Source organism: Roseibium sp. QJM3NY_11 (assembly GCF_056173175.1).
Genome location: NZ_CM149660.1, coordinates 5,463,007 through 5,486,871 on the forward strand (window position 1 = coordinate 5,463,007; position 23,865 = coordinate 5,486,871).

Below are 23,865 nucleotides of genomic sequence, written 5' to 3' on the forward strand. Positions count from 1 at the left end.
GGACGTTGGTAGACTGTCCGAAACGGGAATTTGGTGCCCAGGAGAGGACTCGAACCTCCACGCCCTTTCGAGCACTAGCACCTGAAGCTAGCGCGTCTACCAATTCCGCCACCTGGGCCGTGAGGGGGGCTTGTAAGGGCGGGGGTGGGCCTTGTCAATCAGGGAAGGTGACTTTTTTCACTTCTCGGTGCCATGGTGCCGCCAAGCCCTTCACAGCACCGCGTCAAAGGGCTAAGAAACACTTCAGCGGAGCGCCGGGAAACGTGAACAAACGGCGGCCTCCCCCCTTCGGACGCGACAAAAGGCATTTCCAGCGATGTCCACACCCCTCAACGGCAAACTCGTCACGGTTTTCGGCGCTTCGGGCTTTCTCGGCCGCCACATCGTCCAGGCGCTGGCCAAGCGCGGCTACCGGGTGCGCGCGGCCGTGCGCCGGCCGGACCTGGCCACCCACCTGCAGCCGCTCGGCGCGGTCGGCCAGATCATGCCGGTGCAGGCGAACCTGCGCTACCGCTGGTCGGTCGACCGGGCCGTCCAGGGCGCGGACGCGGTGGTCAATGCGGTCGGCATCCTGGCGCCCTCCGGCAAGCAGACCTTCGACGCGGTGCAGGCCTTCGGCCCGCGCGCCATCGCCGAGGCCGCCCGTGCGGCGGGTCTCGCCGGCATCACGCATGTGTCCGCCATCGGCGCGGATGCGGAGAGTTCGTCGGCCTATGCCCGCTCCAAGGCGGTGGGCGAGGCCGGGGTGCTGGAGACCCTGCCCGGCTCGGTGATCCTCAGGCCCTCGATCGTGTTCGGGCCGGAAGACGACTTCTTCAACAAGTTCGCCGGCATGGCGCGGTTCTCGCCGGCGCTGCCGCTGCTCGGCGGCGGCGAGACAAAGTTCCAGCCGGTCTATGTGTGCGACGTGGCCGAGGCCGTGGGGCGCGCCGTCGACGGTGAGCTGAGCGCGGGCGCCGTCTATGAACTCGGCGGGCCGGAGGTCAAGAGCTTCCGCGACTGCCTGGAGGAGACCCTCGAGGTGACCCTGCGCAAGCGCGTGCTGCTGCCGATCCCGTTCCCGGTCGCCTCCGCCATGGGCAAGGTGTTCCAGATGCTGCCGATGGCGCCCTTCACCGCCGATCAGGTGGAGCTTCTGAAGACCGACAATGTGGTCTCCGATGCGGCCAAGGCCGACGGCCGCACCCTGGAAGGCATCGGCATTTCGCCCGCCACGCTGGCGGCGATCCTGCCGACCTATCTGGACCGGTTCCGCGAGCACGGCCAGTACGACGCCCACCGCCCGGCGTAACGCGCGGGAACTCGTTTTGAGGAGGCGGGCGCGGGCCCGCCTCGGACTGCTGACAAACCCTCCGTTCGTCTTTCCGGACAGGTGCAGTGCACCTGCGCGCAGATCCGGAACCCGGCAAGTCAGCGCGCGCGAAAGCGCGCACAAGATCCGGTTAAAATTTGAACTTACCAATAAAGACGCGCCTGCGGCGCGAATGACGCGCCGGGTTCCGGCTCTGGCCATGCAGCTGCGCTGCAGAGCGTCCGGTATGACGCCGGGTGGGGAAAAGCGAGTCCGATAGGCGCCCCTCCTCCACCATTGCCGGGCAGGCCCGGATCGCCTACCGTCATTTGCAACAGGAGGCGCCGATGTCCTTGCTTGCGAAAATCACCCTGCTCTTTATCGTCTTCGTCGACATGCTCGGCCAGGGGCTGGTGTTTCCGATCCTCAACAGCCTGGTCATGACGCCCGGCACCTCGATGCTGCCGGCGGACACGCCGGAGGCCGCGCGCCACTTCGACTACGGGCTGATCATCGGCGTGTTTTTTCTGTGCTGGTTTTTCGGCGCGCCGTATATTTCCAAGATCTCCGACGTGATCGGGCGCAGGAATGCCATCCTGATCTGTCTTGTCGGCGCCCTCGGCGGCTATGCGCTGACCATCGCCGCGCTCTACCTGAACAGTTTCGCCCTGCTGATCCTCGGGCGGGCGATCACCGGACTGACCGCCGGCAACCAGCCGATCGCCCAGGCCGCGATGATCGACGGCAGCACGGACGACGAAGACCGCAACCGCAACATGGGCTACATCATCACCGGCGTCAGCTTCGGCCTGGTCGGCGGTCCGATCATCGGCGGGGTCCTCTCGGACCCGGCGATCCTGGGCAGCATGGCCAGCGTGAAGCTGCCGTTCTATGCCTGTTTCGCGCTGGTGGCGATGGCCATCGTGCTGGTGCTGTTCGGGTTCCGCGACGCGCGCGATGATCAGGCGGAGCGTGCGCCGTTCGTGTTCCGCCCTGCGGAAATCTTCGAACTCATGTTGAAGATCAGGGCCTATCCGAAGGTGATGCGGCTGACGGTGGTGTTCCTGCTGTTCCACATCGCCAACATGTCGTTCTACATCTTCGTCGACAATTATCTCACCAGCCGGTTCGGCTACGGCACCCTCGGCGGATCGATGGTGATGCTGACCATCGGCTTCGCCCTGGCCTTTTCCAGCACCTTCCTGGTGGTGCCGGCGCAGAAACGCTTCAGCAAGGAGGCGATCCTCGGGATCACCTTCACGGTCTGGGCCCTGTCGGCGGCGGCCTTCATCGCCGCGCCGAACGCGCTTTTGACCTTCATCCCGGTGTTCTGCTTCTATTTCGTCTTCGGCATCGCCTATCCGACATTTCTGGGGCTCTATTCGGCGGCGGTCGGCGACGAGGAACAGGGCTGGGTGATGGGCGTGACGATCGCGGTGTTCACGCTGGTCGCCGGGGTGATTTCGCTGGTCGGCGGCGAGTTGATCGGTCTCGACCTGGATCTGCCCTTCTACGGCGTCATCGTCGCGGCCGTCTGTGCGCTGATCGTGATGTTCCTGGCGTGGAACAAGCCGGAGATCAAGGCCCTGACCCGCAAGTCAGGCGGCTGACCCGGCGGCTGCCCTGCAGCCGCCGGGTTCCTTGTTACACGTTCCACCAGGTCGCCCCGAGCCGGTCGTGATGCAGTTCGCGGTAGCCGTAGCGGGTGCGCACCAGGCCGATGTCCTTGAGGTCCGTCTCGCTCAGATGGGCCAGAGCCCTGTTGGTAGCCCTGCGAGCAAAATAGCGCCGGACTTCAGCGACACATACACCAAGGGCAGACAGCAGGAGGCCGCGGCTGTTTGCCCGGCTGCGGAATACGGTATCGATCTCAACGCTCATCTCACTTCTCCCGGAGTATCCCGGCGGACACTCTCACCTTTGCAGTCCGGCCAGCGCCGCCGCCATCACGAAGGGTCGATCAAAGCGGTGCGGGGCCGGGCGGTTTTCGTTTGTCGGTCCCGAGCGGGTCTTCCGTTTTTCGGGGACAGGAGAACAATGACAGGGCAATCCTGACAGCAGGGAGTCAGGTTTGATCCCGTTCTGTTCGCGGGTTATGTTTTTTTGATCATCCCAACCCGCAAGGCCTTCCCGCATGAACCCGATTGAACGCGCGCTCGGCATCCTGCTGCTTCTGACCGGCGGCAAACTCATCCCGGCAACGGTGCTCGCGGAGCGCTTCCAGGTGTCGCTCCGGACGATCTACCGCGACATCGACCGGCTGATCGCGCTCGGCGTTCCGGTGGACGCAGCGCGGGGCGCGGAAGGCGGCTATCGGCTCGCCAGCGGCTACCTGCAGCCGCCCGTCGCCCTGACCCGCAACGAGACCGCGGCGCTGCTGGCGGCGATGGCGCTGGTGCGTGCCAGCCGGACGGTGCCGCTCGCCGCCGATCTTGCCTCCGCGGAACAGAAGCTGCTGGCCTCGCTGCCGAAGAACGTCCACGGGTTGTTCAAACAGGCCGAGCGGATCGTCGGCATCGAGCCGATCCCGGCGGACATTTTTCATTCCGGCACCAAGGCGGAACCGACCGGGGACTGGCAGCAGGCGCTGGACGGCTTCATGGCGGGCATCCTGGAAAGCCGGCGCGTGCGCTTCGAGCATGTGAACCCGTCCCGGGAAACCGTGAAGGCCCATGACGTCGAGCCGCGCGGCGTCCTGTTCGACCGCGATCTGTGGTATCTGGCCGGACGCTGCGTGGACACCGACCTGGTCAAGGTCTACCGGGCCGACAGGGTGCGCAATCTGGAGATCAGCGGTCTGTTCTTCCGGCCCGACAGGGAATTTTCCATCCAGAGCCTGCTCGGCGGTGTCTGGCTGTCCAGGGCGATGCGCCGCTGGGAGCAGGACGAACAGATCGCCAAGATCCTGATCACCCCGCGCCAGGCCCAGAAACTGGGCGCCGACTGGTATTACCGCCACGCGGTGTTCACCCCGGCGAAGGACGGCCGGGTCCTGATCAGCATTCCCTCCACGGCACGCACGCGCATCCTGCCGCTGGTGCGCTGGCTGGGGCCGGGCGCCGAACTCATTGGCCCGGAGGGCTTGCGCGCCGAGCTGGCGCGCGAACTCGGGGAACTGAGCGCGCTTTACGGGGATGGCAGGGACCTTGACCGGCCTGCGTGAGGCACAACTTCCCCCCCGGCTGTTTGCCTCATCCAGCGTTGTGATGGGCATGGCCTCCCGGTGTCCTGTTGGGACATGAGCGACTTGCCGCTTGCGCCTGTCTCCCCCCTTGCGGGGGAGATGTCCGCATTGCTGACAGAGGGGGGGTGCAGCGCTGCGGCAAATTTCTGAAACCCTGAGTGCGCCGAGAGGTTGCCCCCCCTCTGTCTCCTTGCGGAGACATCTCCCCCGCAAGGGGGGAGAGGGACAACAAGCGGTCTTGCCGAAATTCCGACAAAGGCCCCGCTGACCAACACCGCTTGCCGAGGCGGCACTGATTGCAGTTCGGCCGCTCGGCCCGACGCGAAACCTCTGGAAACGCGTGGGCCCCGGTTTTCCCTGCGGTCGGCCGGGGTGACGCCAAAAGACCGGCCGATCAGAGCCGATGGACTTGAGGGCCGAGGCGGCGGTGGTGGTGTGATCCGGCGAGAGACCCGTCTCACCTCAGCCCAGAAAATAAAGTCCCGTGAAACCGGCAAGGCCGACGAAAATCCGCCACCAGGCGAAAGGGGCGAAGCCGTGGCGGGAGACGAAATCCAGCAGGCCCCTGACCACGAACACTCCGGCAATGAAGGAGGCAATGAAGCCGACCGTGATGATGACGGCATCGTCCATGGAGAGCACGTTGCGGTTCTTGTAGAGATCATAGGCAAAGGCGCCGGCCATGGTCGGCATGGCCAGAAAGAACGAGAATTCGGCGGCCGAACGCTTGTCAGTGCCCAACAGCAGCGCGCCGGCGATGGTGGCACCGGAGCGCGACACCCCCGGCACCATGGCAAGGCACTGGAAGAAACCGATGATCAGGCACAGATGCAGCGGATAATCCATGACGTTGGTGTAGCGCGGTTTCAGGGGCAGCCGGTCGATCCACAACAGGATCACGCCGCCGACCAGCAAGGTGGTGCAGATCAGCGCCGGGCTCTCGAACAGCACCTCCTTGATGAAGCTGTGCGCCATCACGCCGATCACGGCGGCCGGCAGGAAGGCGATCAGGATGCCGAAAACGAAGCGACGGCTGGCCGGGTCGGACGGCAGGGCCATGGTCAGTTGCCACAGGCGGCCGAAATAAACCGTCAGGATCGCCAGGATGGCACCGAGCTGAATCAGCACCTCGAAGGTCTTGCCGGTGCTTTCGAAGCCGAGAAAATGACCCAGCAACAGAATGTGCCCCGTGGAGGACACCGGAATGAATTCGGTCAGCCCCTCGACAATCCCCAGGATCAGAGCGTTTACGATCGTTTGGCCGTCCATTGCGTGTCTTGTCTCCGAGGGGCTTGATGACATCCGGCCTGACCGGCTATGAGTGGCGGTTCAAGGTCCGCCCTCCTCATGCTTCGTCGTGCCGCCACCTATTTGACGAAGCCGAAGGGTCCCGTCAAACCCTTGATAACCATATTGATGGCAAACTCTCCGTTAACGCGTTCCCTGACGCCGGTGGCGGCCCGCGACGTAGTCTTGCCACAGTTCAGGCTCTTAACCCCGGGAACCGGTCCGAAAACAGGAATGATGTGGCATGAGCCGATTTGATTGCAGACACGGCGCGTCCGTGCGGGGAACCGTCCGGCCGGCACGCGGGCGCGGCGCGGCCGGACCGCGTCCATTCACTGTTGATCACAGGTCCTGACCTGACATGCTCACGCTCTACCACCATCCGTTCTCTCCCTCCTCCCGGTTCATTCGCCTGATCCTGAGTGAATACGGCGCTGCCTTCGAGGAGTGCCACGTGAACCCCTGGGACCGGCCGCAACAGCTCCTGATGCTGAACGCCGCCGGGACGGTTCCGGTGATGGTGGAAAACGAAGGGCCGGCGATCTGCGGACCCGGTCCGATCATGGAGTATCTCGACGAGACCCGCGGCTATGCGGTCGCCGACCGGCGGTTGATGCCCGATCACCCGGAAGCGCGCGCCGAAACCCGGCGGCTGGTGGAGTGGAGCCTCGGCAAGTTCGATCAGGAAGTGGTCGGTCATCTGGTGCGCGAGCGCCTCTACAAGCAGATCATGCCCAAATCGGCCGGTGGCGGCGAACCGGACTCCGCGGCGCTGCGCGTTGCCCGCGCCAATATCCAGCATCACCTGAAGTATTTCGGCTACCTGGTCGCCTCGCGCCGCTGGATCGCGGGCGACCGGCTGACCTTCGCCGATTTCGCCCTCGCGGCCAGCCTGTCCTGCGCCGATTACCTCGGCGAGGTGCCCTGGAGCGACGAGGAGGACATCCGCAGCTGGTACGCCCGGGTCAAGTCCCGCCCGTCCATGCGCCCGCTGCTCGGCGAAAAGGTGCTTGGCATGCCGCCCGCCTCAACCTATGCGGATCTGGATTTTTAAGGGTGCCGGGCCTAAGCTTCGGGCTCCGTTTCCTATCTCACGGCCCTACAGACGCTGCGGTCAGTCTTGGATAAAAAAACCACAAAACTCCTGACCGCCCTTGCCGAGAAGGCATCCGCGCTCGGCTTCGACGATGTCAGGATCGCACCCGCCGACGGGATCCCGGAAGCCAAGGGCCGGCTGCGCCGCTTTCTGGACCAGGGCTATCACGGCACCATGGGCTGGATGGCGGAGACCGCCGACCGGCGCGGGTCGCCGCCCGCGCTCTGGCCGGAAGTCCGCTCCGTACTCATGCTGGCGATGAATTACGGCCCCGGCACCGCGCCGGAGGACGATCCGCTGGCGCATCTGGATGACAAGAGCAGCGGCGGCATTTCCGTTTACGCGCGCCACCGCGACTATCACGACGTCATCAAGGGACGGCTGAAGGAACTGGCGAGTTTTCTGGTGTCGCGGGCGGGCGGTGACGTCAAGGTCTTTGTCGACACCGCGCCGGTGATGGAAAAGCCGCTCGGAGAGGCCGCCGGCCTCGGCTGGCAGGGCAAGCACACCAACCTGGTTTCGCGCAAGCTCGGCTCGTGGTTCTTTCTCGGGTCGATCTTCACCACGCTGGAGCTGCCGCCGAGCGGAGCGGAACGCGATCATTGCGGCTCCTGCCGGGCCTGCCTCGACAACTGCCCGACAAACGCCTTTCCGGCACCGTACCAGCTCGACGCAAGGCGCTGCATCTCCTACCTGACCATCGAGCATCCCGGTCCGATTCCCGGCGAGTTCCGCAAGGCGATGGGCAACCGGATCTACGGCTGCGACGATTGTCTCGCCGCGTGCCCCTGGAACAAGTTCGCCGATGCGGCCCGCGAAGCAAAGCTTGTTGCCCGGGAGGACCTGAAATCCCCCCGCCTGTCGGATCTCCTCACGCTGGACGACGCTGCGTTCCGCAAGCTGTTCTCCGGCTCGCCCGTCAAGCGGATCGGCCGCAACAGGTTGCTGCGCAACGTGTTGATCGCCGCCGGCAACAGCGGCGATCCCGGACTGCTGGAGCCTGTCCGGCGCCATCTGGCCGATCCCGATGCTGTCGTCAGGAGCACCGCCGTGTGGGCATTTCGCAAGCTGGCGCCCGCGGATCTGCTCAAGTCGGAGAAAGACCATGCGATCCTTGCGGAAGAGAACGCGGATGTGCGCGCGGAGTGGCTGGCCGCCCTGCCCTGATTTCCGTCCTCCCATTTCCGTTTCAGGCCGCCCGTTTCTGCCCGCCCGTTTCTGCCCACCTTGTGAATCGACCTTGTCATGAGATTGGGTCATAGTCATGGAATGGCCGCAGATATGCCTCCATATCGGGCGAGACCCTTCCCCGAGTGGTCATTTCCGATCTTCCGGTTTGGAGCCAAGACCTTGTTCACGAATTCCCTGTCCGTTTCGCCTCCGCATTGCGCCAAAACCCGCCTCCGGCTTCTTTCGTTCTGTACCGCGCTGGTGCTGGTGTCCGGAGCCGCCGTTGCCCAGGACACCGGCAAAGCGGCTTTCGAGGCCTATGCCGATGGTCTCAAAGAGCTTGGTCTCGGGTTTGAGACCGGTGCCGTCGACTACGACAGTGCCAGCGACACGCTGACCATTTCAGACAGCACGTTCTCCATGAGCGGAACGATCAAGAACCTGCCGGCGGACGACATCGACATCACCGGCAGCGGCAGCACAACAGACATCGATCCGTCCAGGCTGACCGACCTGACCTACGACATCAAGCTGACGAGCGGCACCGTCACCATCACGGGCTTCAGCCACGAGCGTCGTCAATTCGAGGCCGCACACTGGGTCTATTCGGACGACACCAGATTTGTCGTCACCGCATCGGCCGAGGGCAAGGGCCGCCTGAAAATCGACGGCCGTCTGGCAGGAGCGTCGGCGACAGACTACAGCTTCACGCTGCTACAGGCCCCGGCGGAGGATCCGCAGCGCCCCCTCAGCCGATGGTTGCCCGCCATCAGGGCTGCGCTGCTGACGTCCTTTGATGAAATCAGGGTCGACAACACGGGCATGACCATGGAAGCCCATGCGACCGAAGACGGCACCGACACGCTTGTGTTTTCCGGCACCATGCAACTGGACGGCTACCGGATGGCCGACGCGGCCGACGGCCGGGGTGGCGAACATTCCTTCGACAGCGTCACACAGAATTTCCGGACACGCGATCCGGCCTCCGGCAGCATGCTCGCGCAGGAAACGCGCCAGGGCAAAACCATCTATTCGAACATCGATGGCGCCGCCCTGGTCGACCTGTTCGATCCGGATGTGCCGGCAAGCGGTGACACCGTGACGTTGATCGGCTCCGGATCCACGATCGACTATTCCTCGCGCCAGGACATGCCGGACGGAATTGCGGTCGATATCGCCATCGACAGCGCTACCATGAGCGATCTGACCGTCACCAAGCGGGACAACACGCTCCTTGAGCTGTTCGACGGCCTGCTCGCGAAAAAGGCGCCTGCGCCGGACGAACTGATCACCGGCATGTTCCAGCTCTACCGGTCGTTCGGCATCACGGATGCCCGCATCAGCGGCATCAGCGTGAAGGTCCCGTCCCCGGAACCGGAAAAGGGTGTCGACCTCAGCATCGCGGAAATGGCGATGTCCGAGGTCGGTTCAAACGGCATCGGCGAAATGATCCTGGTCGGTCTCGACGCACCGGACCTGCCGGACGGCGGCTCTCTCAAGATCGACTGGGCGGCCGTCAAGGACATCGAGTTCGCCGACTACACGCCGATGCGCGCCATGATCAGCACGCTGATGGCCGATCCGGATTTCGGCGAGGAGCATCCGCTCGACGTTGCCCGGGCCTTCATGCCGCGGTCCTTCGGATACGAGGTCAAGGGACTGGATGTCACCGTGCCGCACATTGGACGCACACGGGTCGGATCGGCGGAGATGACCGTTGCCACCACGGTTCCTCCCCTGCCCACCAGTTTCCATGTCCGCAATGAGGATATCCGGTTTCCGGTCAGCGCCCTCGAAGATCCCGAAGTACGGGCGCTCTTCCGCGCCCTTGGCCTTGAAAAAGTGGTCTGGTCGGATGAAACCCGCCTCTACTGGGACGACGCCACGCTGGAATTGAGCCTGGAGCGCATGATGCTGGATATCGAAGGGCTAGGACGCGCGGAATTCTCGGCCCGTTTCGCCAATGTGCCCAGGACGCTGTTCGAGGATCCGGAGAACCAGGGCCAGATGGCCCTGATCGTCGCGCAATTCGTCGAGGCGTCCCTGATCTTCAAGGATGCCGGGCTGACATCAAAGGGCATTGCCCATGTCGCAGAAGCCGAGGGCATTCCGGAAAACGTCTTCCGCGAAGCCCTGATCGCGCAGGTCGCCGAGGCGACCGCACCCATCGGCAACCAGGCCTTCACCCGCATGGTGAGCGAAGCCGCCTCCAGGTTCCTGAACAATCCGGGCGACCTGCGGATAAAGCTTGCGCCCAAAGGCCCTGTTCCGCTCGCCCAGATCCTCGGCAGCCTGGCCGCACCGCAGACCCTGCCGGATCTGTTGAACGTCAGCGTCACGGCGAACTGAGCAGGCAGCAGGGCCACTGACCCAAGCAGCCCCGGCCGGACCACAAGACCGCCCGGGGACAACATGGCACGGATCCCCGATCAAGTCGGGGAAGGCCCAGAGTGTGAGGCGAGGGTGGGGTTGTTTTTTGTTACTCCGCTGCCTGCCGATGTCCGTCCGGGCCGATCCGGGCCGCGCAGAACTTGAACTCGGGGATCTTGCCGAACGGATCGAGCTGCGGGTTGGTGAGGAAGTTCGCCGGGGCCTCGAAGAAGCAGAACGGGATGAACAGCATGCCTGCGGCCACGTCCCGGTCGGCGCGCAGGGTCAGCGTGATCGAGCCGCGCCGTGTTTCCACCGTGACCTGCTGACCTATCTCCAGGCTCGCGCGCTCGATGTCGCGCGGGTTCATGGAGACAACCGGTTCCGGCTCGATGGCATCCAGCACCGCGGCGCGCCGGGTCATGGCGCCGGTGTGCCAGTGCTCCAGCATGCGGCCGGTGGTGAGCACCAGCGGGAAGTCGTCATCCGGCAGCTCGTCCGGCGGCACCAGGTCGGTCGGCACGATCCTGCCGCGGCCATCGCTCGTGGGGAAGGACTGGCCGAACAGGATCTCGTTGCCCGGCCTGTCGGGTGCGTCGGCCGGATAGGTGACCGTGCCGTCGCGTTCCAGCCGCTCCCAGGAGATATTGTCGAGGGATGCCATATGCGAGCGCATTTCCTCGTAGATCGCCGGCACGCCGTCATAGGACCAGTTCAGGTCCAGCCGGTTGGCAAGCTGGATGAGGATCTCCCAGTCGGGACGGGCCTCGCCCGGCAGCGGGACGCAGGGCCGGCCGATCTGGACCTGGCGGTTGGTGTTGGTGTAGGTGCCAAGCTTTTCCGCATGGGCGGACGCCGGCAGGATCACGTCGGCATGCCAGGCGGTCTCGGTCAGGAAGATATCCTGGACGACCAGGTGCTTGAGGCTTGCCAGCGCCTTGCGGGCGTGGCTCTGATCCGGGTCCGACATGGCCGGGTTTTCGCCCTGGACAAACATGGCCTCGATGCCGCCTGCGAGAATGTCACCCATGATCTCGACCACGGTGAGCCCGCCGAGCGGATCCAGTGTCCGCCCCCAGGCGTCCTCGAATTCGGCGCGGATATCCGGGTTTTCAACGGAGCGGTAATCGGGAAACACCATCGGAATAAGACCGGCGTCGGAGGCCCCCTGCACATTGTTCTGGCCGCGCAGCGGATGCAGGCCGGTGCCTGGCCGGCCGATCTGGCCGGTGGTCAGCGCCATGGCGATCAGGCAGCGGACATTGTCCGTGCCGTGCACATGTTGCGAGACGCCCATGCCCCAGAAGATGATCGACTTCGCGCTGGTGGCATAAAGGCGAGCGACCTCGCGCAGGGTCTGTGCGTCGATGCCGCAGACCGGCGCCATGGCTTCGGGGGTGAATTCGCGGATCTTTTCCCTCAAGGCCTCGAAGCCGTCGACATGGGCCGCAATATACTGGCTGTCGTAGAGGTCCTCCGTGACGATCACGTTGAGAATTGCATTGAGCATCGCGACATCGGTGCCCGGCTTGAACTTCAGACCGTAGTCGGCGTAACGCATCAGGCCCTGGCCGCGCGGGTCCATGACGATCAGTCTGGTGCCGTTTTTCGCGGCCTGCTTGATGAAGGTCGCCGCGACCGGATGGTTCTGTTCCGGACGGGCGCCGATCACGATCATGCAATCGGCGTCCTCGGCCGCATTGAACGGCGCGGTCACCGCACCCGACCCGATGCCCTCCATGAGCGCGGCCACGGACGAGGCGTGACACAGCCGGGTGCAATGGTCGACATTGTTGGAGCCGAAGCCCTGGCGGATCAGCTTCTGGAACAGGTAGGCCTCTTCGTTGGAGCCCTTGGCCGATCCAAACCCGGCAATGCCGGCAGCGCCCTTGGCCTGATAGGACGCCTTCAATCCGGCCGCCGCCCTGTCGAGCGCCTCGTCCCAGGTCGCCTCACGGAAAAAATCCAGATGGTTTTCCAGCGACATCGCAATGTCGCCACGCTTGGGAGCGTCATCCCGCCGGATCAGGGGCTTCGTCAGACGTTCCGGGCTGGACACATAGTCGAAGCCGAAGCGTCCCTTGACGCACAGGCGGTTCTCGTTGGCCGGACCGTTGCGGCCCTCGACGCTGACGATCCTGCCGTCACTGACGGAGACCGACGTCAGGCAGCCGACACCGCAGAACGGGCAGACACTGTCGACGGTTTCCTCGGCGTAGACTTCGCGCCGGGTCGCGGTCGCATCCAGGAGGCTCTTTTCCATCAGCGCCCCGGTCGGGCAGGCGGAAACACACTCGCCGCAGGCAACGCAGGTCGACAGGCCCATCGGATCGGCCAGATCGAACACCGGCACCGTGTGCGCGCCGCGGTCGGCCATGCCGATGACATCGTTGACCTGCACTTCGCGGCAGGCGCGTTCGCACAGGTTGCAGGCGATGCAGGCATCCAGATTGACCGCGATCGCCGGATGAGACACGTCGGGGGCCGGTTTTTCGGAAGCGCAGAAGCGGCCTGTTGAAACGCCGACGCTGTCGGTCCATTTCCAGAAATCGCTGTCCGGGTCGGGATGTGCGTCGCGGGGCGGCTGGTCGGCGGCGAGCAGTTCGAACACCATTTCGCGGGCCTTGCTTGCCCGCTCGCTCGCGGTGTTGACCACCATGCCTTCGGACGGCGCACGAATGCACGAGGCCGCCAGAACGCGTTCGCCCTCGATGTCGACCATGCAGGCGCGGCAATTGCCGTCGGACCGGTAGCCCGGGGCATCCTTGTGGCACAAATGCGGGATGGCGACGCCCTCGCGCCTGGCGACCTGCCAGATGGTCTCGCCTTGTTCCGCAGTGACCGTGGTGCCGTCGAGTGAGAAGGTTACCTGGCTCATTTCTCGAACTCTCCCGGAAAGAACTTCAGCACCGAGGCAACCGGATTTGCGGCCGCTTGGCCGAGACCGCAGATCGAGGCCGAGCGCATGACGGCATCCAGATCGGCGATCTTGGACTGGTCCCAATCGCCCTGGGCCAGCAGATGTTCCATCTTTTCGGTGCCGGACCGGCAGGGCGTGCACTGGCCGCAGCTTTCGTGCTTGAAGAAGCGCATCAGGTTCAGCGCAACGTCGCGCATGTCGTCGTGATCGGAAAAGACGACGATGGCATGGCTGCCGATGAAGCAGCCGTGCTTGTCGAGCGTGCCGAAGTCCAGCGGCTCGTCGGCGAGGGACGCGGGCAGGATGCCCCCCGACGCGCCGCCCGGCAGATAGCCCTTGAAGCTGTGCCCGTCTTCCATGCCGCCGCAGAATTCCTGCAGCAGTTCGTTCATGGTGATGCCCGCCGGGGCCAGCTTGACACCCGGCTCCTTCACCCGGCCGGACACCGAAAACGACCGGAAGCCCTTGTGATCCCGGCGCCCCTTGGAGGCGAACCACTCCGGCCCCTTCTCGACAATGTCGCGCATCCAGAACAGGGTCTCGACATTGTGATTGAGCGTCGGCCGGCCGAACAGGCCAACCTGGGCGATGAAGGGCGGCCGATGCCTCGGCAGGCCGCGCTTGCCCTCGATCGATTCGATCATCGCGCTTTCCTCGCCGCAGATATAGGCCCCGGCGCCGCGGCGCAGTTCGATGTCGATGGTGGTGATGATGCCGGCGGAGCGCAAGGCCTCGATCTCGGCCTTCAGAATGTCCAGCACCGCCGGATACTCATCGCGCATGTAGAGGTAGATCCGCTCGGCCGAAATCGCATGGGCCGCGATCAGGGCCCCCTCAAGCAACCTGTGCGGATCGCGCTCCAGATGGACGCGGTCCTTGAAGGTGCCGGGCTCGCCTTCGTCCCCGTTGACGGTCAGGTATTTCGGACCGGGCAGATCGTGAACGATCTTCCATTTCGTGCCGGTCGGAAAGCCGGCCCCGCCGAGACCGCGCAACCCGGCCTCAAGCGCATTTTCGGCGATCTCGACGGCTTTCAGTTCACCGGCCCTGACGCGCGCCAGCAACCCGTAGCCGCCATCGGCGCGATAGGCTTCAAGTCGGACATAGTCCGGAATATCCGGAGCGGTGTTGCCCTCGAAGACGGCAGACCGGGCCGAGAGTTCCGTGGCCTGGTCGAGCGCCCGCTTGCCGATCTGAATGGCAGGCGCGCCGGCGCAGCGGCCGATACAGGCCACTTTCTGAACACGCACCCTGCCCGGATCCAGGCTGTTTTCCAGCGTGGTCGCCAGTTCGTCCGCGCCTTTCAGCGAACAGGCGATGCTGTCGCAGACGCGGATGGTCAGCGGCGCCGGTCTGGCCTCGCCTTCGCGGACGATATCAAAGTGATGATAGAAGCTGGCGACTTCGTAGACCTCAGCCTGCGACAGGCGCATCTCCTCGGCCAGGGCCTTCAGATGACGCGCTTCGAGGCACCCATGGGCATCCTGAATCTTGTGGAGATGCTCGATGAGCAGATCCCGGCGGCGGGCTTCATTGCCCAGAAGAGCCTGAATCTCGCTCAGGGCCGCATCGTCCAGTTGACGCCCTTTGGGCTGGGACGGCTTTCTTGAAAGCCCCTTGCCGAAAGACATTGGCGTTCCTCCCAAATCCTCTGAAGCGCGGCCCCGGAATCAACTCCGCGCTTGTCTCCCAAGGTTGCGTGTTCACTTGGCAATTCCGCTCTGGCGGATGCTGCAATACGACGCATTTGGTCGGTATGTTAGCGAGGCCGATCAGACCTGTCTGTTCGAAAAACGACAAGCAGGACATAAGTACTAACCGGTGCGGCCTTCGCCGGATCAGGCAGTCAGGTGCGAGAATGCGGCAACCACACGCTCATAGACCGGCCGCTTGAACGGCACGATCAGCTCCGGCAGATGCGCGGCCTGTTCCCAGCGCCAGGAGGAGAATTCCGCGGTATGGCCGTCCGGCGGCGACAGGATGTTGATTTCCTCGTCCGGCCCGTCGAACCGGTAGGCGACCCAGCGTTGCGCCTGTCCCCGGTACTTGCCTTTTCGCGATCTGCGGACAACCTCTTCGGGGTAGTCATAGGCAAACCATTCCGGTGCCTCTTCCAGAAGGGTCACGGACCTGATCGAGGTTTCCTCGTAGAGTTCACGGCGCGCGGCGTGCTCCGGGGTCTCGCCCTTGTCGATGCCGCCCTGGGGCATCTGCCAGCTGTATTCGTAATTGGCGGAACTGCCACCGTCGTCACGGCTGCCGATCCAGACCAGGCCGTCCTTGTTGATCAGCACGATACCGACACACGGGCGGTAGGGAAGCCCCTCCCCGGGCACCGGGAAATCTGCTTCGGACTCAAGCTTCGTCACGATTTTTCCTTGCCTGAAATCACCTGTCACCGGTCGATGGTGGCGCTGACGGGCACAAGCTGGATACCCCGTTCCTCAAGGTCCCGCACCCATTTCTCCAACTGGCGCACGGTAACGGGAAGCGCGGAGGCCGCCGCCACCGCAACACCGCGGGACCGGGCAACGCCTTCCAGCTGAAGCAGTTTGGCGTCGATACTGTCTTCCTTGGGAACTTCGTCCAGCACGACATCCACGCCGCTGAACGGAATGCGCTTGTCAGCGGCCACCTCGGGCGACAGGCTGCGCGAGGAACTGCCGTTGTCGACAAACATCAGACCGCGCGATTTCAGTTTCTCAAACAGATATTCCATGGACGGTTTGGTCGATGTGAACCGGGTCCCCATCTCGGGAATGACGCCGACATAATTGGTCACACGGGTCAGAAGATACGCCAGCCGGTCCAGCATCTCGGCCGGCCGGAGGCTGACGAGCAGCGTGTGCGGCCCGGGATCGTTGTCGGGGAAATCGAAGGGTTCCAGCGGGAGCTGCAGGAGCAGTTCATGGCCCTTGCCGCGCGCCTGCTGCATCCAGAGATCCAGATCTCCACCGTAGGGCGCAAGCGCGAAGGTGATGTCGGACGGCAATCGGCGGATGGCATTCTGGGTGCCGGTCTCGCTCAGGCCCAGTCCGGTCAGCACGACGGCGATCTTCGGAATTGACGTGAACTCGCGCACGATCGGCCTTGAATAGGCGTCGAGCGGCCGGACGCCCGCGTCGCTGATCTTGGGAAGAAACCCGTAGTCAGACCGCTCGCTGACCCGGCTGTCCGGATTGACCGACAGTCCGGTCACCGGGGCATCCGGCCCCAGACCGTCCGGGCGCTCGATCATTTCGTAGCGGGGTCCAAGCAGGTCTTCCGCGCTTTCCGGGCGCAGGTTCGGTCCGAGGTCGTCGCCAATGGCCGGCCGGATTTCGACCACTTCGATGTCCTGGGAAGTGACACCCTCGACGACCGCTTCGAGAGGCAGAACGGCCACCGGCTCGCCACCGAGCGGGTCGTCGACGACGGCGATCCAGATGAACGTCGTCGTGAACACCACGCTCAGGATTCCGGCGCCGATCAGGCCGAACGGCAGCTTGACGAGCCGCCGCTTGCCCATTCCAAGAGGAGCTGTGAGATCTTCGCTCGACATGTCGTCCTGAGCCTTATACCAACCGGAGCCAATTAGGACCCATTTGACTGGGTTATCGGGAGCTTCGGATGTCGCCGCGCTTCTCGGCCGATGCACCGGACCGGAAACTTCATTGTTTTAGGAATACGCAGAACGAAAGCGGGGACCCGCGCGCCGGAAGACCGGCGCGCGGGCCTGATATCAGTTTTTGATAGCCGCGCTGTCGGAAACCGGCGGGAACGCGCTGTTCACCTGGTTCCCGCGCAGAAGGTCCAGCGCCAGTTTCAGCTGGGTATCGTCTTCCGGGTCCGCCGGCACGTAGGCCTGGCTGCCGGATTCCTCTTCCCCGTCGGCTTCAAGATGGCCGCGCAGGCCGGCTTCGCCCTTGGTGTCGACGCGGCCGACCAGTTCGTCGGGCAGATCCTGCAGAGCCTCGATGTCAGGCACGATGCCCTTGGCCTGAATGGACGTTCCGGACGGCGTGTAGTAACGCGCCGTGGTCAGGCGGATCGCGCCGTTGGCACCCAGCGGGATGATGGTCTGAACCGATCCCTTGCCGAAGGAGCGGGTGCCGAGAACGGTCGCGCGGCGGTGATCCTGCAGCGCCCCGGCAACGATTTCCGACGCGGAAGCGGAGCCGCCATTGACCAGGATGATCACCGGCTTGCCATCGGCCAGATCGCCGGCGCGGGCATTGTACCGCTGGGTCTCGTCGGCTTCACGGCCTCGGGTCGAGACGATTTCGCCCCGGTCCAGGAACGCGTCGGACACGGCAATCGCCTGATCCAGAAGACCGCCCGGATTGTTGCGCAGATCGACGACGAAACCTTTCAGGTTGTCCTCACCGATCTTGGCCGTCATCTCCTCAACGCCTTTTTTCAAGCCGTCGAATGTCTGCTCGTTGAACTGGGTCACGCGGACGTAGCCGACGTCGTCCTCTTCACGCCAGCGCACGGACCGGATGCGGATGATGTCGCGGGTGATGGTGATGTCGAACGGCTCGGCCCGGCCCTTGCGGCGGACAGTGACCACGATATCGGTCTTGACCGGTCCGCGCATCTTCTCGACGGCTTCGTTCAGCGTGAGACCCTGGACCTGCTCGCCGTCGATATAGGTGATCAGATCACCGGACAGAACCCCGGCCTTGGCCGCGGGCGTGTCGTCGATCGGGGAGACGACCTTGACGAGGCCGTCTTCCATGGTGACCTCAATGCCAAGCCCGCCGAATTCGCCGCGGGTCTGAACCTGCATGTCGCGGAAACTTTTCGGAGACATGTAGCTGGAATGCGGGTCCAGCGATGTCAGCATGCCGTTGATGGCATTTTCGATCAGCTGAGCGTCGTCCGGCACTTCCACGTAGTCGGAACGCACGCGCTCGAACACATCGCCAAAGAGGTTCAACTGCCGATAGGTATCGGTTGCCGCGGCATTGGCCGCCACCGAGACATTGATCGGCATCTGGGACAGTGTCGTGACTGCTGCAGCTCCCACCAGGGCACCCACCAGCAGCAAGGAAGCTTTCCGTATCATCCGCGAGCCTTTTCTTCTTCTGTGCGTCCCCACCAGGGTTTGGGATCGATCGCACGTCCGTCCTTCCGAAATTCAACATATAGGATAGGCTGGGTCGAACCCAAGCCGAATGTTGATGCGCTCGCCCATTGGGTCGCGCCCATGACACCAACCGGTTCCCCGGTCAAAACAAATTGCCCCAGTTCCGCATCGATCCGGTCCATCCCGGCCAGCAGCACATGGTAGCCGTCGCCCGTGTTCAGGATCAAGAGCTGTCCGAACGAGCGGAACGGACCTGAATATACCACCCAGCCATCCGCCGGCGACGTGACATTAGACCCCGGCCTTGTGGCGATAGATTGTCCTTCCGTCACACCACCGAATTCGTCATCCTGACCGAACTCCTTCAAAACGGTTCCGACAACAGGCATCGGCAACTGGCCTGTGGTGTCCTGGAACGCGATCGCCGGCGCCAGACGGCCCGGGTCGGAGAACGGATCAAACGCTTTCTTGTCCCTGCGGCTGGCATCCAGAGACGCCTGCCTGGATTTTTCGGCCGCTTCACGCGCGCTTTCGATTTCCGCCTCCAGGCTTGCGATCAGCTCCTGAAGAGAACCCGCCTTTTCGGCGAGTGCCTGGGCACGGTCCTTTTCCGCCTCCAGATCGCGAACGGACTTCTGATGTTCCTGCCTTTTGGCGCTCAAAAGAAGCTCCAGCCGGGACTTTTCCTCAGCCAATCGCATCGCGTCGCCGCGCAGCACGTTTTTTTCCTCCGCAATCACCGACTTCAGCCGGTTCAATTCCTCCAGGTCCGCCGCGAGCGCTTCGGTTTCAACCTTCAGCTCCGGCATGACCGCGTTCAGGAGAATCGCGCTGCGCACGGCGGACAGGGCATCGCTCGGGCGCACGGCGAGTGCCGGCGGCGGCCGTTTTCCAATTCGCTGGAGCGCGGCCAGGACCTCGGACAGAATATCACGCCGCGCGATCAGCGACAGCCGGACCGCGTCCTCGTTCGCGCCCAGCGACAGCAAACGGCGCTCGGTATCGCCCAGCCGGGTCTCCAGTCCCTTGATCGTGTCGGAGGTGCCGATGATCTTTGCATTCAGGGTCTCGCGGTCGCGGTCAAGCGCCCTGATTTCCCGGGCAATTGCCGACTGACGGTCCGTCGAGACCTCGATGTCGCGCGAGAGCGCGGCCAGTTCCTGCTCGCGCTCCCTCTTGCGGTCGAGCGCGGCATCAACTTCCGGCGCAGGAGACTTGCTTTCAAGTGTCTGGCGATCCGGCGCCGTTTCATCAAGGCTCTCGGCGGCGCCCACCGGCAGAGCGGGAACAACAAGGACCGGCAACAGAAAGGCCAGAACCAGAAACTCAGGCAACAGAGTCGGGACGCGACGTCTCAAGAACGGGCGTGCGAGCCGCCGCTGCTCAAGTCCTGGACACGCAATGCCTGTGCGATCCGGTGTCACCCTGCCTCAACTCCCAAAGGTTATCCATTTATTGCGATACACAGACTGCGTTAACGAACCGTTTACCAGTTGGGCCCGCAACGCCTCATCCCACGCAAATGCCGCACAACCTTGCAAAAGGATACCTGTTGATCGATACGGGGCGAATGCGGCGAGATACGGGCGGCCAGCCGCTTTTAGCGGCATTCGCGGGGCCTGAAGTCCAACTGTGAAGGTGTCGCACGGCCGGCGCGGGCCCTGTCATCCGCCCATATCTCCACTGGCCGTTTCATTGGTCTATTCACTGGTCACTGGCCGACTCACTGGCCGAAATGCCTGTAGACAAGATCCTCCGGTGCGGGGCGGGGCGCTTTCGGGTCGAGCACCGCACCCAGTCTCACGGCCAGCCGCGCCGAGCGGTGGTTGTCGCGATCCATGTAGCTCACCAGTTCCGGCAGGCCGCGCACGTCCCTTGCCCAGTCGCGCATGGCCCGCGCCGCCTCCAGCGCAAAGCCTTTGCCTTCGGCATGCCCGTAGACGAACCAGCCAAGTTCATGCTCGGGAAAAAGCGGCCCGTGGTTGATGCCCACCTGGCCGAGACACCGGCCGGTTGCCCGGTCTTCGATCATCAGCGCGCCGTGTTGCATCAGCGGCCACTGCGCCACGTCCTGGCAGAACAGTCCCCAGGCAGCGGTCTCCGGCATGGGTCCACCCATGTACCTGGACCGATCCGAGCGCATCAGGTCCAGATAGTCCGGCCAGTCCTCCATGCGCATCGGCCGGAGGACCAGGCGTTCCGTTTCAAGTGTAGGTGCCGTCAAATTCAGCCCCCTTTCCGCGTCCGGGAACCGTCACACCCGGTGGTAGGGGTGTCCGGACTGGATCGTCATGGCGCGGTAGATCTGCTCGGCCAGCAGGATCCGGGCAATCTGGTGCGGCCAGGTCATGGCGCCGAGCGCGAGTTTCAGGTCGGCGCGTGCCAGCACCTCCGGGCCGTGGCCGTCGGCGCCGCCAATGACAAAGGCGACTTCGGGCACCCCCTCATCCTTCCAGGCCTCGAGCCTGCCGCTGAAGCCAGCACTGGTCAGGTTTTTGCCGTTCTCGTCCAGGACCACAAGACGCGCACCGCCTGCAAGCGCCGCGATGAGGCCACGGGCCTCTTCCGCCTTGCGGTCATCGGGGCGCTGTGCGCGGCTTTCGGGAAGTTCGTGGAGGCCGACATCCGTGATGCCGAGCCCGCGCCCGGTCTTGCGGGCACGGTCCACATAGCGGTCGAAAAGATCCTTGTCCGCACCGGCCTTCATCCGGCCGATGCAGTAGAGCGAAAAGCGCATGAAATCCCCGCCGGTTCCGGAACCGGTGCTTTACTGCCAGCGACGACCGAGGCCCCGGTATCGGAACCCCGCGGCCCGCTCAGCTGATGTATTGCGGCGTCTCGTCGGTGTCCGGCGCCCACATCTTTTCAAGGTTGTAGAAGCCGCGCACTTCGGGACGGAAAATGTGAACGATCACATCGCCCGCATCAATCAGTACCCAGTCGCATGTTGCCAGACCCTCGACCGTTGCCTTGCCGGCTCGGGCCGCTTTCAGGTCCTTCAGCAAGTGATCCGCAATCGCGCCCACATGACGATGGGAGCGCCCGGACACGATCACCATGTGATCGGCCAGCGAACTCTTGCCTGCTATGTCGAGAGTAACCGGGTCCTCAGCTTTCGAGTCGTCAAGACTGGTGAGAACCGTGTCGAGGAGGTCTGCCGCAAGATCTTTGCTTACGGAAGCCGTCAGAGGAGTGGACATGTCTGCCCGCTCGCTTTCAAAGGTCATGGTCAGATGGTCTGCCTTTCGCCGTATGTGCCGTCCTGCGCCCGACGTGGTCACGAACTGAACTGTCCGTCTGCGCACGTTATCCGTTTTGGGTTCAGGACCGGTTGACCTTACCTCGGCCGCGTTCGCCGCGACCGTGCCTATAATATCGCTTCCCGTTTGGCAATTTCAAGACAACCGGAAGTTATCGGTAGTTCTGACGATCACCGCGACGTGCCGCGCCTGATGTCCGTGGACAACGTCCGGTCGAGCGGCGTGTGCAAAAACGTCCAGATCGGCGGCTCCATTTCCGGCAAAAGCGCTGCGTCTTCTTCGGGAAGTCTATATTTTTCAAAGGCTTTCGTCATGTGTGACGAGAGGACGGAAAGCGATGCCCCCGGGCGGTCGACGATCGCGACCGGCACCGACCCGACAATGGCGCGCCAATCCTGCCATCGCTGGAAACCTGCCAGGTTGTCGGCGCCCATGACCCAGACGAATCGCACGGCGGGACGCATGGCGCGCAAGGCCATCAGCGTTCTCGCCGTGTAGGGCGTGCCCAGAACCGTCTCGAAAGCCGTCACCTTCATGCGCGGATGGTCGGCCATGGCGCTGGTCAGATGCATGCGCATTTCCAGAGGCGCCAGGTCGGAATGGCTCTTCAGCGGATTGCCGGGCGTAACCAGCCACCACACCTGATCGAGACCGAGCCGCTTGAGCACGGTCGCGGCCACCAGCCGATGGCCCGAATGCGGCGGGTTGAACGAGCCGCCGAAGATGCCGATCCGGTTGCCGGCCTCCGCATGGGGCAACTTCAGCCAGTCGCGGTCGAGACCCGGTCCAGGACTCAATGGGTTCATGGACGCGTCTGCCCCGTACCGTGAACCTTGTACTTGAAGCTGGTGAGCTGCTCGACCCCCACCGGTCCGCGCGCATGCATGCGGCCGGTGGCGATGCCTATTTCCGCCCCCATGCCGAATTCACCGCCGTCGGCAAACTGGGTGGACGCGTTGTGCAGGACGATCGCCGAATCCACTTCCGACTGGAACCGGTCGGCCGCCGCCTGGTCCTCGGTCAGGATGCAATCGGTGTGGCTGGAGCCGTAGCGGGCGATATGGTCCATCGCCGCATCCAGATCCGGCACCACCTTCACCGACAGGATCTTGTCGAGATATTCCGTCGACCAGTCGTCCTCGCTGGCGGGCACGATGTTCTCGCAGATATCGCGCACACGTGCGCCGCCGCGGATCTCGCAGCCCTTGTCCTGCAAGGCCCTGACGATCACCGGCAGATGGCTGTGGGCAACGGCCTCATGCACCAGCAGCGTTTCCAGCGCGCCGCAAATGCCGGTCCGCCGCAGTTTGGAATTGACCACGATCTCAACGGATTTTTCCAGATCGGCCGCCTTGTCGACGAAAATATGCACCAGGCCTTCCAGATGGGCGAATACCGGCACCCTCGCTTCGCTCTGCACCCGCTCCACCAGGCTGCGTCCGCCCCGGGGAACGATCACGTCGAGATTGCCGTCGAGCCCGCGCAGCATTTCGCCAACGGCCGCCCTGTCGGTGACCGGCACGATCTGGATGGCATCTTCAGGCAGGCCGGCAGTCTCGAGGCCCTTCTGGAGTGCCGCGTGGATCGCCCGGTTGGACCGGATCGTGTCCGAGCCGCCGCGCAGCACCACCGCGTTGCCGGCCTTCAGGCACAGGGCCCCGGCATCGGCCGTTACATTGGGCCGGCTTTCGTAGATGACCCCGATCACGCCGAGCGGTGTGCGCACGCGTTCGATCTTCAGGCCATTGGGACGCTCCCAGGACGCCATCACGCTGCCAACCGGATCGTCGAGCGCGACGATTGCCTCAAGCGCCTGCGCAATCGCCTCGATCCGCTCCGCGTTGAGCGTCCCCCGGTCCAGGAACGAAGCGGCCTGACCGTTGGCGGTCATTGCGGCGACATCGACCTGGTTGCCGGCCAGGATGTCCGGCGTGGCAGCGCGGACGGCGGCCGCCATTTCACGCAGAGCCAGGTTCTTCTGCTCCGCCGGCGCCGTTGCAAGGATCCGCCCGGCGGCACGGGCCCGTTGCCCGATTTCCGTCATCAGTTCCGCGGTGGTCTTCGCCTCGACGACGTCCAGCATTTTTCTCAACTCCTTGATTGCGTCCCTGCCGGGCCGCTCGGGGCATCCCGCGCCTGAAAGCGCACGGGAGGCTCCAACACTTTCGGATCGGTCACCTTCTGGAGCGTTTTAACGCGTTCCGGTCCAAAAGGCA

At 64.0% G+C, this 23,865-nt stretch carries 19 protein-coding genes and 1 tRNA gene; 6 read left to right on the plus strand and 14 right to left on the minus strand.

Annotation, left to right across the window (positions count from 1 at the left end):
* Positions 1 to 31: 31 nt before the first annotated feature.
* Positions 32 to 118, minus strand: a tRNA-Leu gene (locus tag AC0VX3_RS24970).
* A 198-nt stretch (positions 119 to 316) separates the two neighbouring features.
* Between AC0VX3_RS24970 and AC0VX3_RS24975 the strand changes: the two genes are divergently transcribed.
* Both AC0VX3_RS24975 and AC0VX3_RS24980 read left to right on the plus strand, forming a co-directional pair.
* A complete protein-coding gene (locus AC0VX3_RS24975) occupies positions 317 to 1,291 on the plus strand; it encodes a complex I NDUFA9 subunit family protein (RefSeq protein WP_475522777.1) in 975 nt (324 codons plus the stop codon).
* Between the two features lie 347 nt (positions 1,292 to 1,638).
* Positions 1,639 to 2,901 carry an MFS transporter gene (locus AC0VX3_RS24980; protein ID WP_475522778.1) on the plus strand — a complete coding sequence of 421 codons (1,263 nt, stop codon included), beginning with the start codon at positions 1,639 to 1,641 and terminating at the stop codon, positions 2,899 to 2,901.
* Positions 2,902 to 2,935: 34 nt separating this feature from the next.
* Here the strand turns inward: AC0VX3_RS24980 and AC0VX3_RS24985 are convergent, their stop codons facing one another.
* On the minus strand, positions 2,936 to 3,172 hold the full coding sequence (locus AC0VX3_RS24985) for a YjiS-like domain-containing protein (RefSeq protein ID WP_342891413.1): 237 nt from the start codon (positions 3,170 to 3,172) through the stop codon (positions 2,936 to 2,938).
* A gap of 253 nt (positions 3,173 to 3,425) precedes the next feature.
* Here AC0VX3_RS24985 and AC0VX3_RS24990 point away from each other — a divergent pair, with 253 nt between their 5' ends.
* Positions 3,426 to 4,454, plus strand: a complete 1,029-nt coding sequence (locus AC0VX3_RS24990) for a helix-turn-helix transcriptional regulator (protein WP_475522779.1) — start codon at positions 3,426 to 3,428, stop codon at positions 4,452 to 4,454.
* A gap of 483 nt (positions 4,455 to 4,937) precedes the next feature.
* Here AC0VX3_RS24990 and AC0VX3_RS24995 read toward each other — a convergent pair whose 3' ends face one another.
* A complete protein-coding gene (locus tag AC0VX3_RS24995) occupies positions 4,938 to 5,744 on the minus strand; it encodes an undecaprenyl-diphosphate phosphatase (RefSeq protein WP_475522780.1) in 807 nt (268 codons plus the stop codon).
* 379 nt (positions 5,745 to 6,123) lie between these two features.
* On the opposite strand from AC0VX3_RS24995, the gene AC0VX3_RS25000 reads away from it, so the two are divergent.
* The 3 genes from AC0VX3_RS25000 to AC0VX3_RS25010 all read left to right on the plus strand — a co-directional run bounded on the left by AC0VX3_RS25000 (position 6,124) and on the right by AC0VX3_RS25010 (position 10,377).
* A complete protein-coding gene (locus AC0VX3_RS25000; protein WP_342891416.1) occupies positions 6,124 to 6,816 on the plus strand; it encodes a glutathione S-transferase family protein in 693 nt (230 codons plus the stop codon).
* Positions 6,817 to 6,882: 66 nt separating this feature from the next.
* Positions 6,883 to 8,025 carry a tRNA epoxyqueuosine(34) reductase QueG gene (gene queG / locus AC0VX3_RS25005; RefSeq protein ID WP_475522781.1) on the plus strand — a complete coding sequence of 381 codons (1,143 nt, stop codon included), beginning with the start codon at positions 6,883 to 6,885 and terminating at the stop codon, positions 8,023 to 8,025.
* Between the two features lie 183 nt (positions 8,026 to 8,208).
* A complete protein-coding gene (locus AC0VX3_RS25010; RefSeq protein WP_475522782.1) occupies positions 8,209 to 10,377 on the plus strand; it encodes a hypothetical protein in 2,169 nt (722 codons plus the stop codon).
* 130 nt (positions 10,378 to 10,507) lie between these two features.
* On the opposite strand, the gene fdhF is transcribed toward AC0VX3_RS25010, so the two are convergent.
* The 11 genes from fdhF to AC0VX3_RS25065 form a co-directional block, all read right to left on the minus strand.
* The gene (gene fdhF, locus AC0VX3_RS25015; RefSeq protein WP_475522783.1) at positions 10,508 to 13,276 is read right to left on the minus strand and encodes a formate dehydrogenase subunit alpha; all 2,769 of its coding nucleotides are present in this window, start codon (positions 13,274 to 13,276) and stop codon (positions 10,508 to 10,510) included.
* Positions 13,273 to 14,949: an NAD(P)H-dependent oxidoreductase subunit E gene (locus AC0VX3_RS25020; protein WP_475522784.1), complete on the minus strand. Its 1,677-nt coding sequence runs from the start codon at positions 14,947 to 14,949 to the stop codon at positions 13,273 to 13,275. The genes fdhF and AC0VX3_RS25020 overlap by 4 nt, the downstream gene beginning before the upstream one ends.
* 207 nt (positions 14,950 to 15,156) lie before the next feature.
* Positions 15,157 to 15,687 carry an RNA pyrophosphohydrolase gene (locus AC0VX3_RS25025; protein WP_475522785.1) on the minus strand — a complete coding sequence of 177 codons (531 nt, stop codon included), beginning with the start codon at positions 15,685 to 15,687 and terminating at the stop codon, positions 15,157 to 15,159.
* A gap of 26 nt (positions 15,688 to 15,713) precedes the next feature.
* Positions 15,714 to 16,859: a divergent polysaccharide deacetylase family protein gene (locus tag AC0VX3_RS25030; RefSeq protein WP_475522786.1), complete on the minus strand. Its 1,146-nt coding sequence runs from the start codon at positions 16,857 to 16,859 to the stop codon at positions 15,714 to 15,716.
* 180 nt (positions 16,860 to 17,039) lie between these two features.
* Entirely contained in the window at positions 17,040 to 18,368 is a 1,329-nt protein-coding gene (locus tag AC0VX3_RS25035; RefSeq protein WP_475522787.1) for a S41 family peptidase, read from the minus strand.
* Entirely contained in the window at positions 18,365 to 19,747 is a 1,383-nt protein-coding gene (locus AC0VX3_RS25040) for a murein hydrolase activator EnvC family protein (protein WP_475522788.1), read from the minus strand. Before AC0VX3_RS25040 ends, AC0VX3_RS25035 begins: the two co-directional genes overlap by 4 nt.
* Before the next feature lie 365 nt (positions 19,748 to 20,112).
* On the minus strand, positions 20,113 to 20,568 hold the full coding sequence (locus tag AC0VX3_RS25045) for a GNAT family N-acetyltransferase (RefSeq protein ID WP_475525246.1): 456 nt from the start codon (positions 20,566 to 20,568) through the stop codon (positions 20,113 to 20,115).
* 75 nt (positions 20,569 to 20,643) lie between these two features.
* Positions 20,644 to 21,126: a 23S rRNA (pseudouridine(1915)-N(3))-methyltransferase RlmH gene (gene rlmH / locus AC0VX3_RS25050; RefSeq protein ID WP_475522789.1), complete on the minus strand. Its 483-nt coding sequence runs from the start codon at positions 21,124 to 21,126 to the stop codon at positions 20,644 to 20,646.
* A 79-nt stretch (positions 21,127 to 21,205) separates the two neighbouring features.
* Complete coding sequence (gene rsfS, locus AC0VX3_RS25055) at positions 21,206 to 21,589, minus strand: ribosome silencing factor (protein ID WP_348146078.1); 384 nt, start codon at positions 21,587 to 21,589, stop codon at positions 21,206 to 21,208.
* Between the two features lie 230 nt (positions 21,590 to 21,819).
* Positions 21,820 to 22,455: a nicotinate-nucleotide adenylyltransferase gene (locus AC0VX3_RS25060; RefSeq protein ID WP_475522790.1), complete on the minus strand. Its 636-nt coding sequence runs from the start codon at positions 22,453 to 22,455 to the stop codon at positions 21,820 to 21,822.
* A complete protein-coding gene (locus AC0VX3_RS25065) occupies positions 22,452 to 23,732 on the minus strand; it encodes a glutamate-5-semialdehyde dehydrogenase (RefSeq protein ID WP_475522791.1) in 1,281 nt (426 codons plus the stop codon). The genes AC0VX3_RS25060 and AC0VX3_RS25065 overlap by 4 nt, the downstream gene beginning before the upstream one ends.
* Positions 23,733 to 23,865 lie beyond the last annotated feature (133 nt).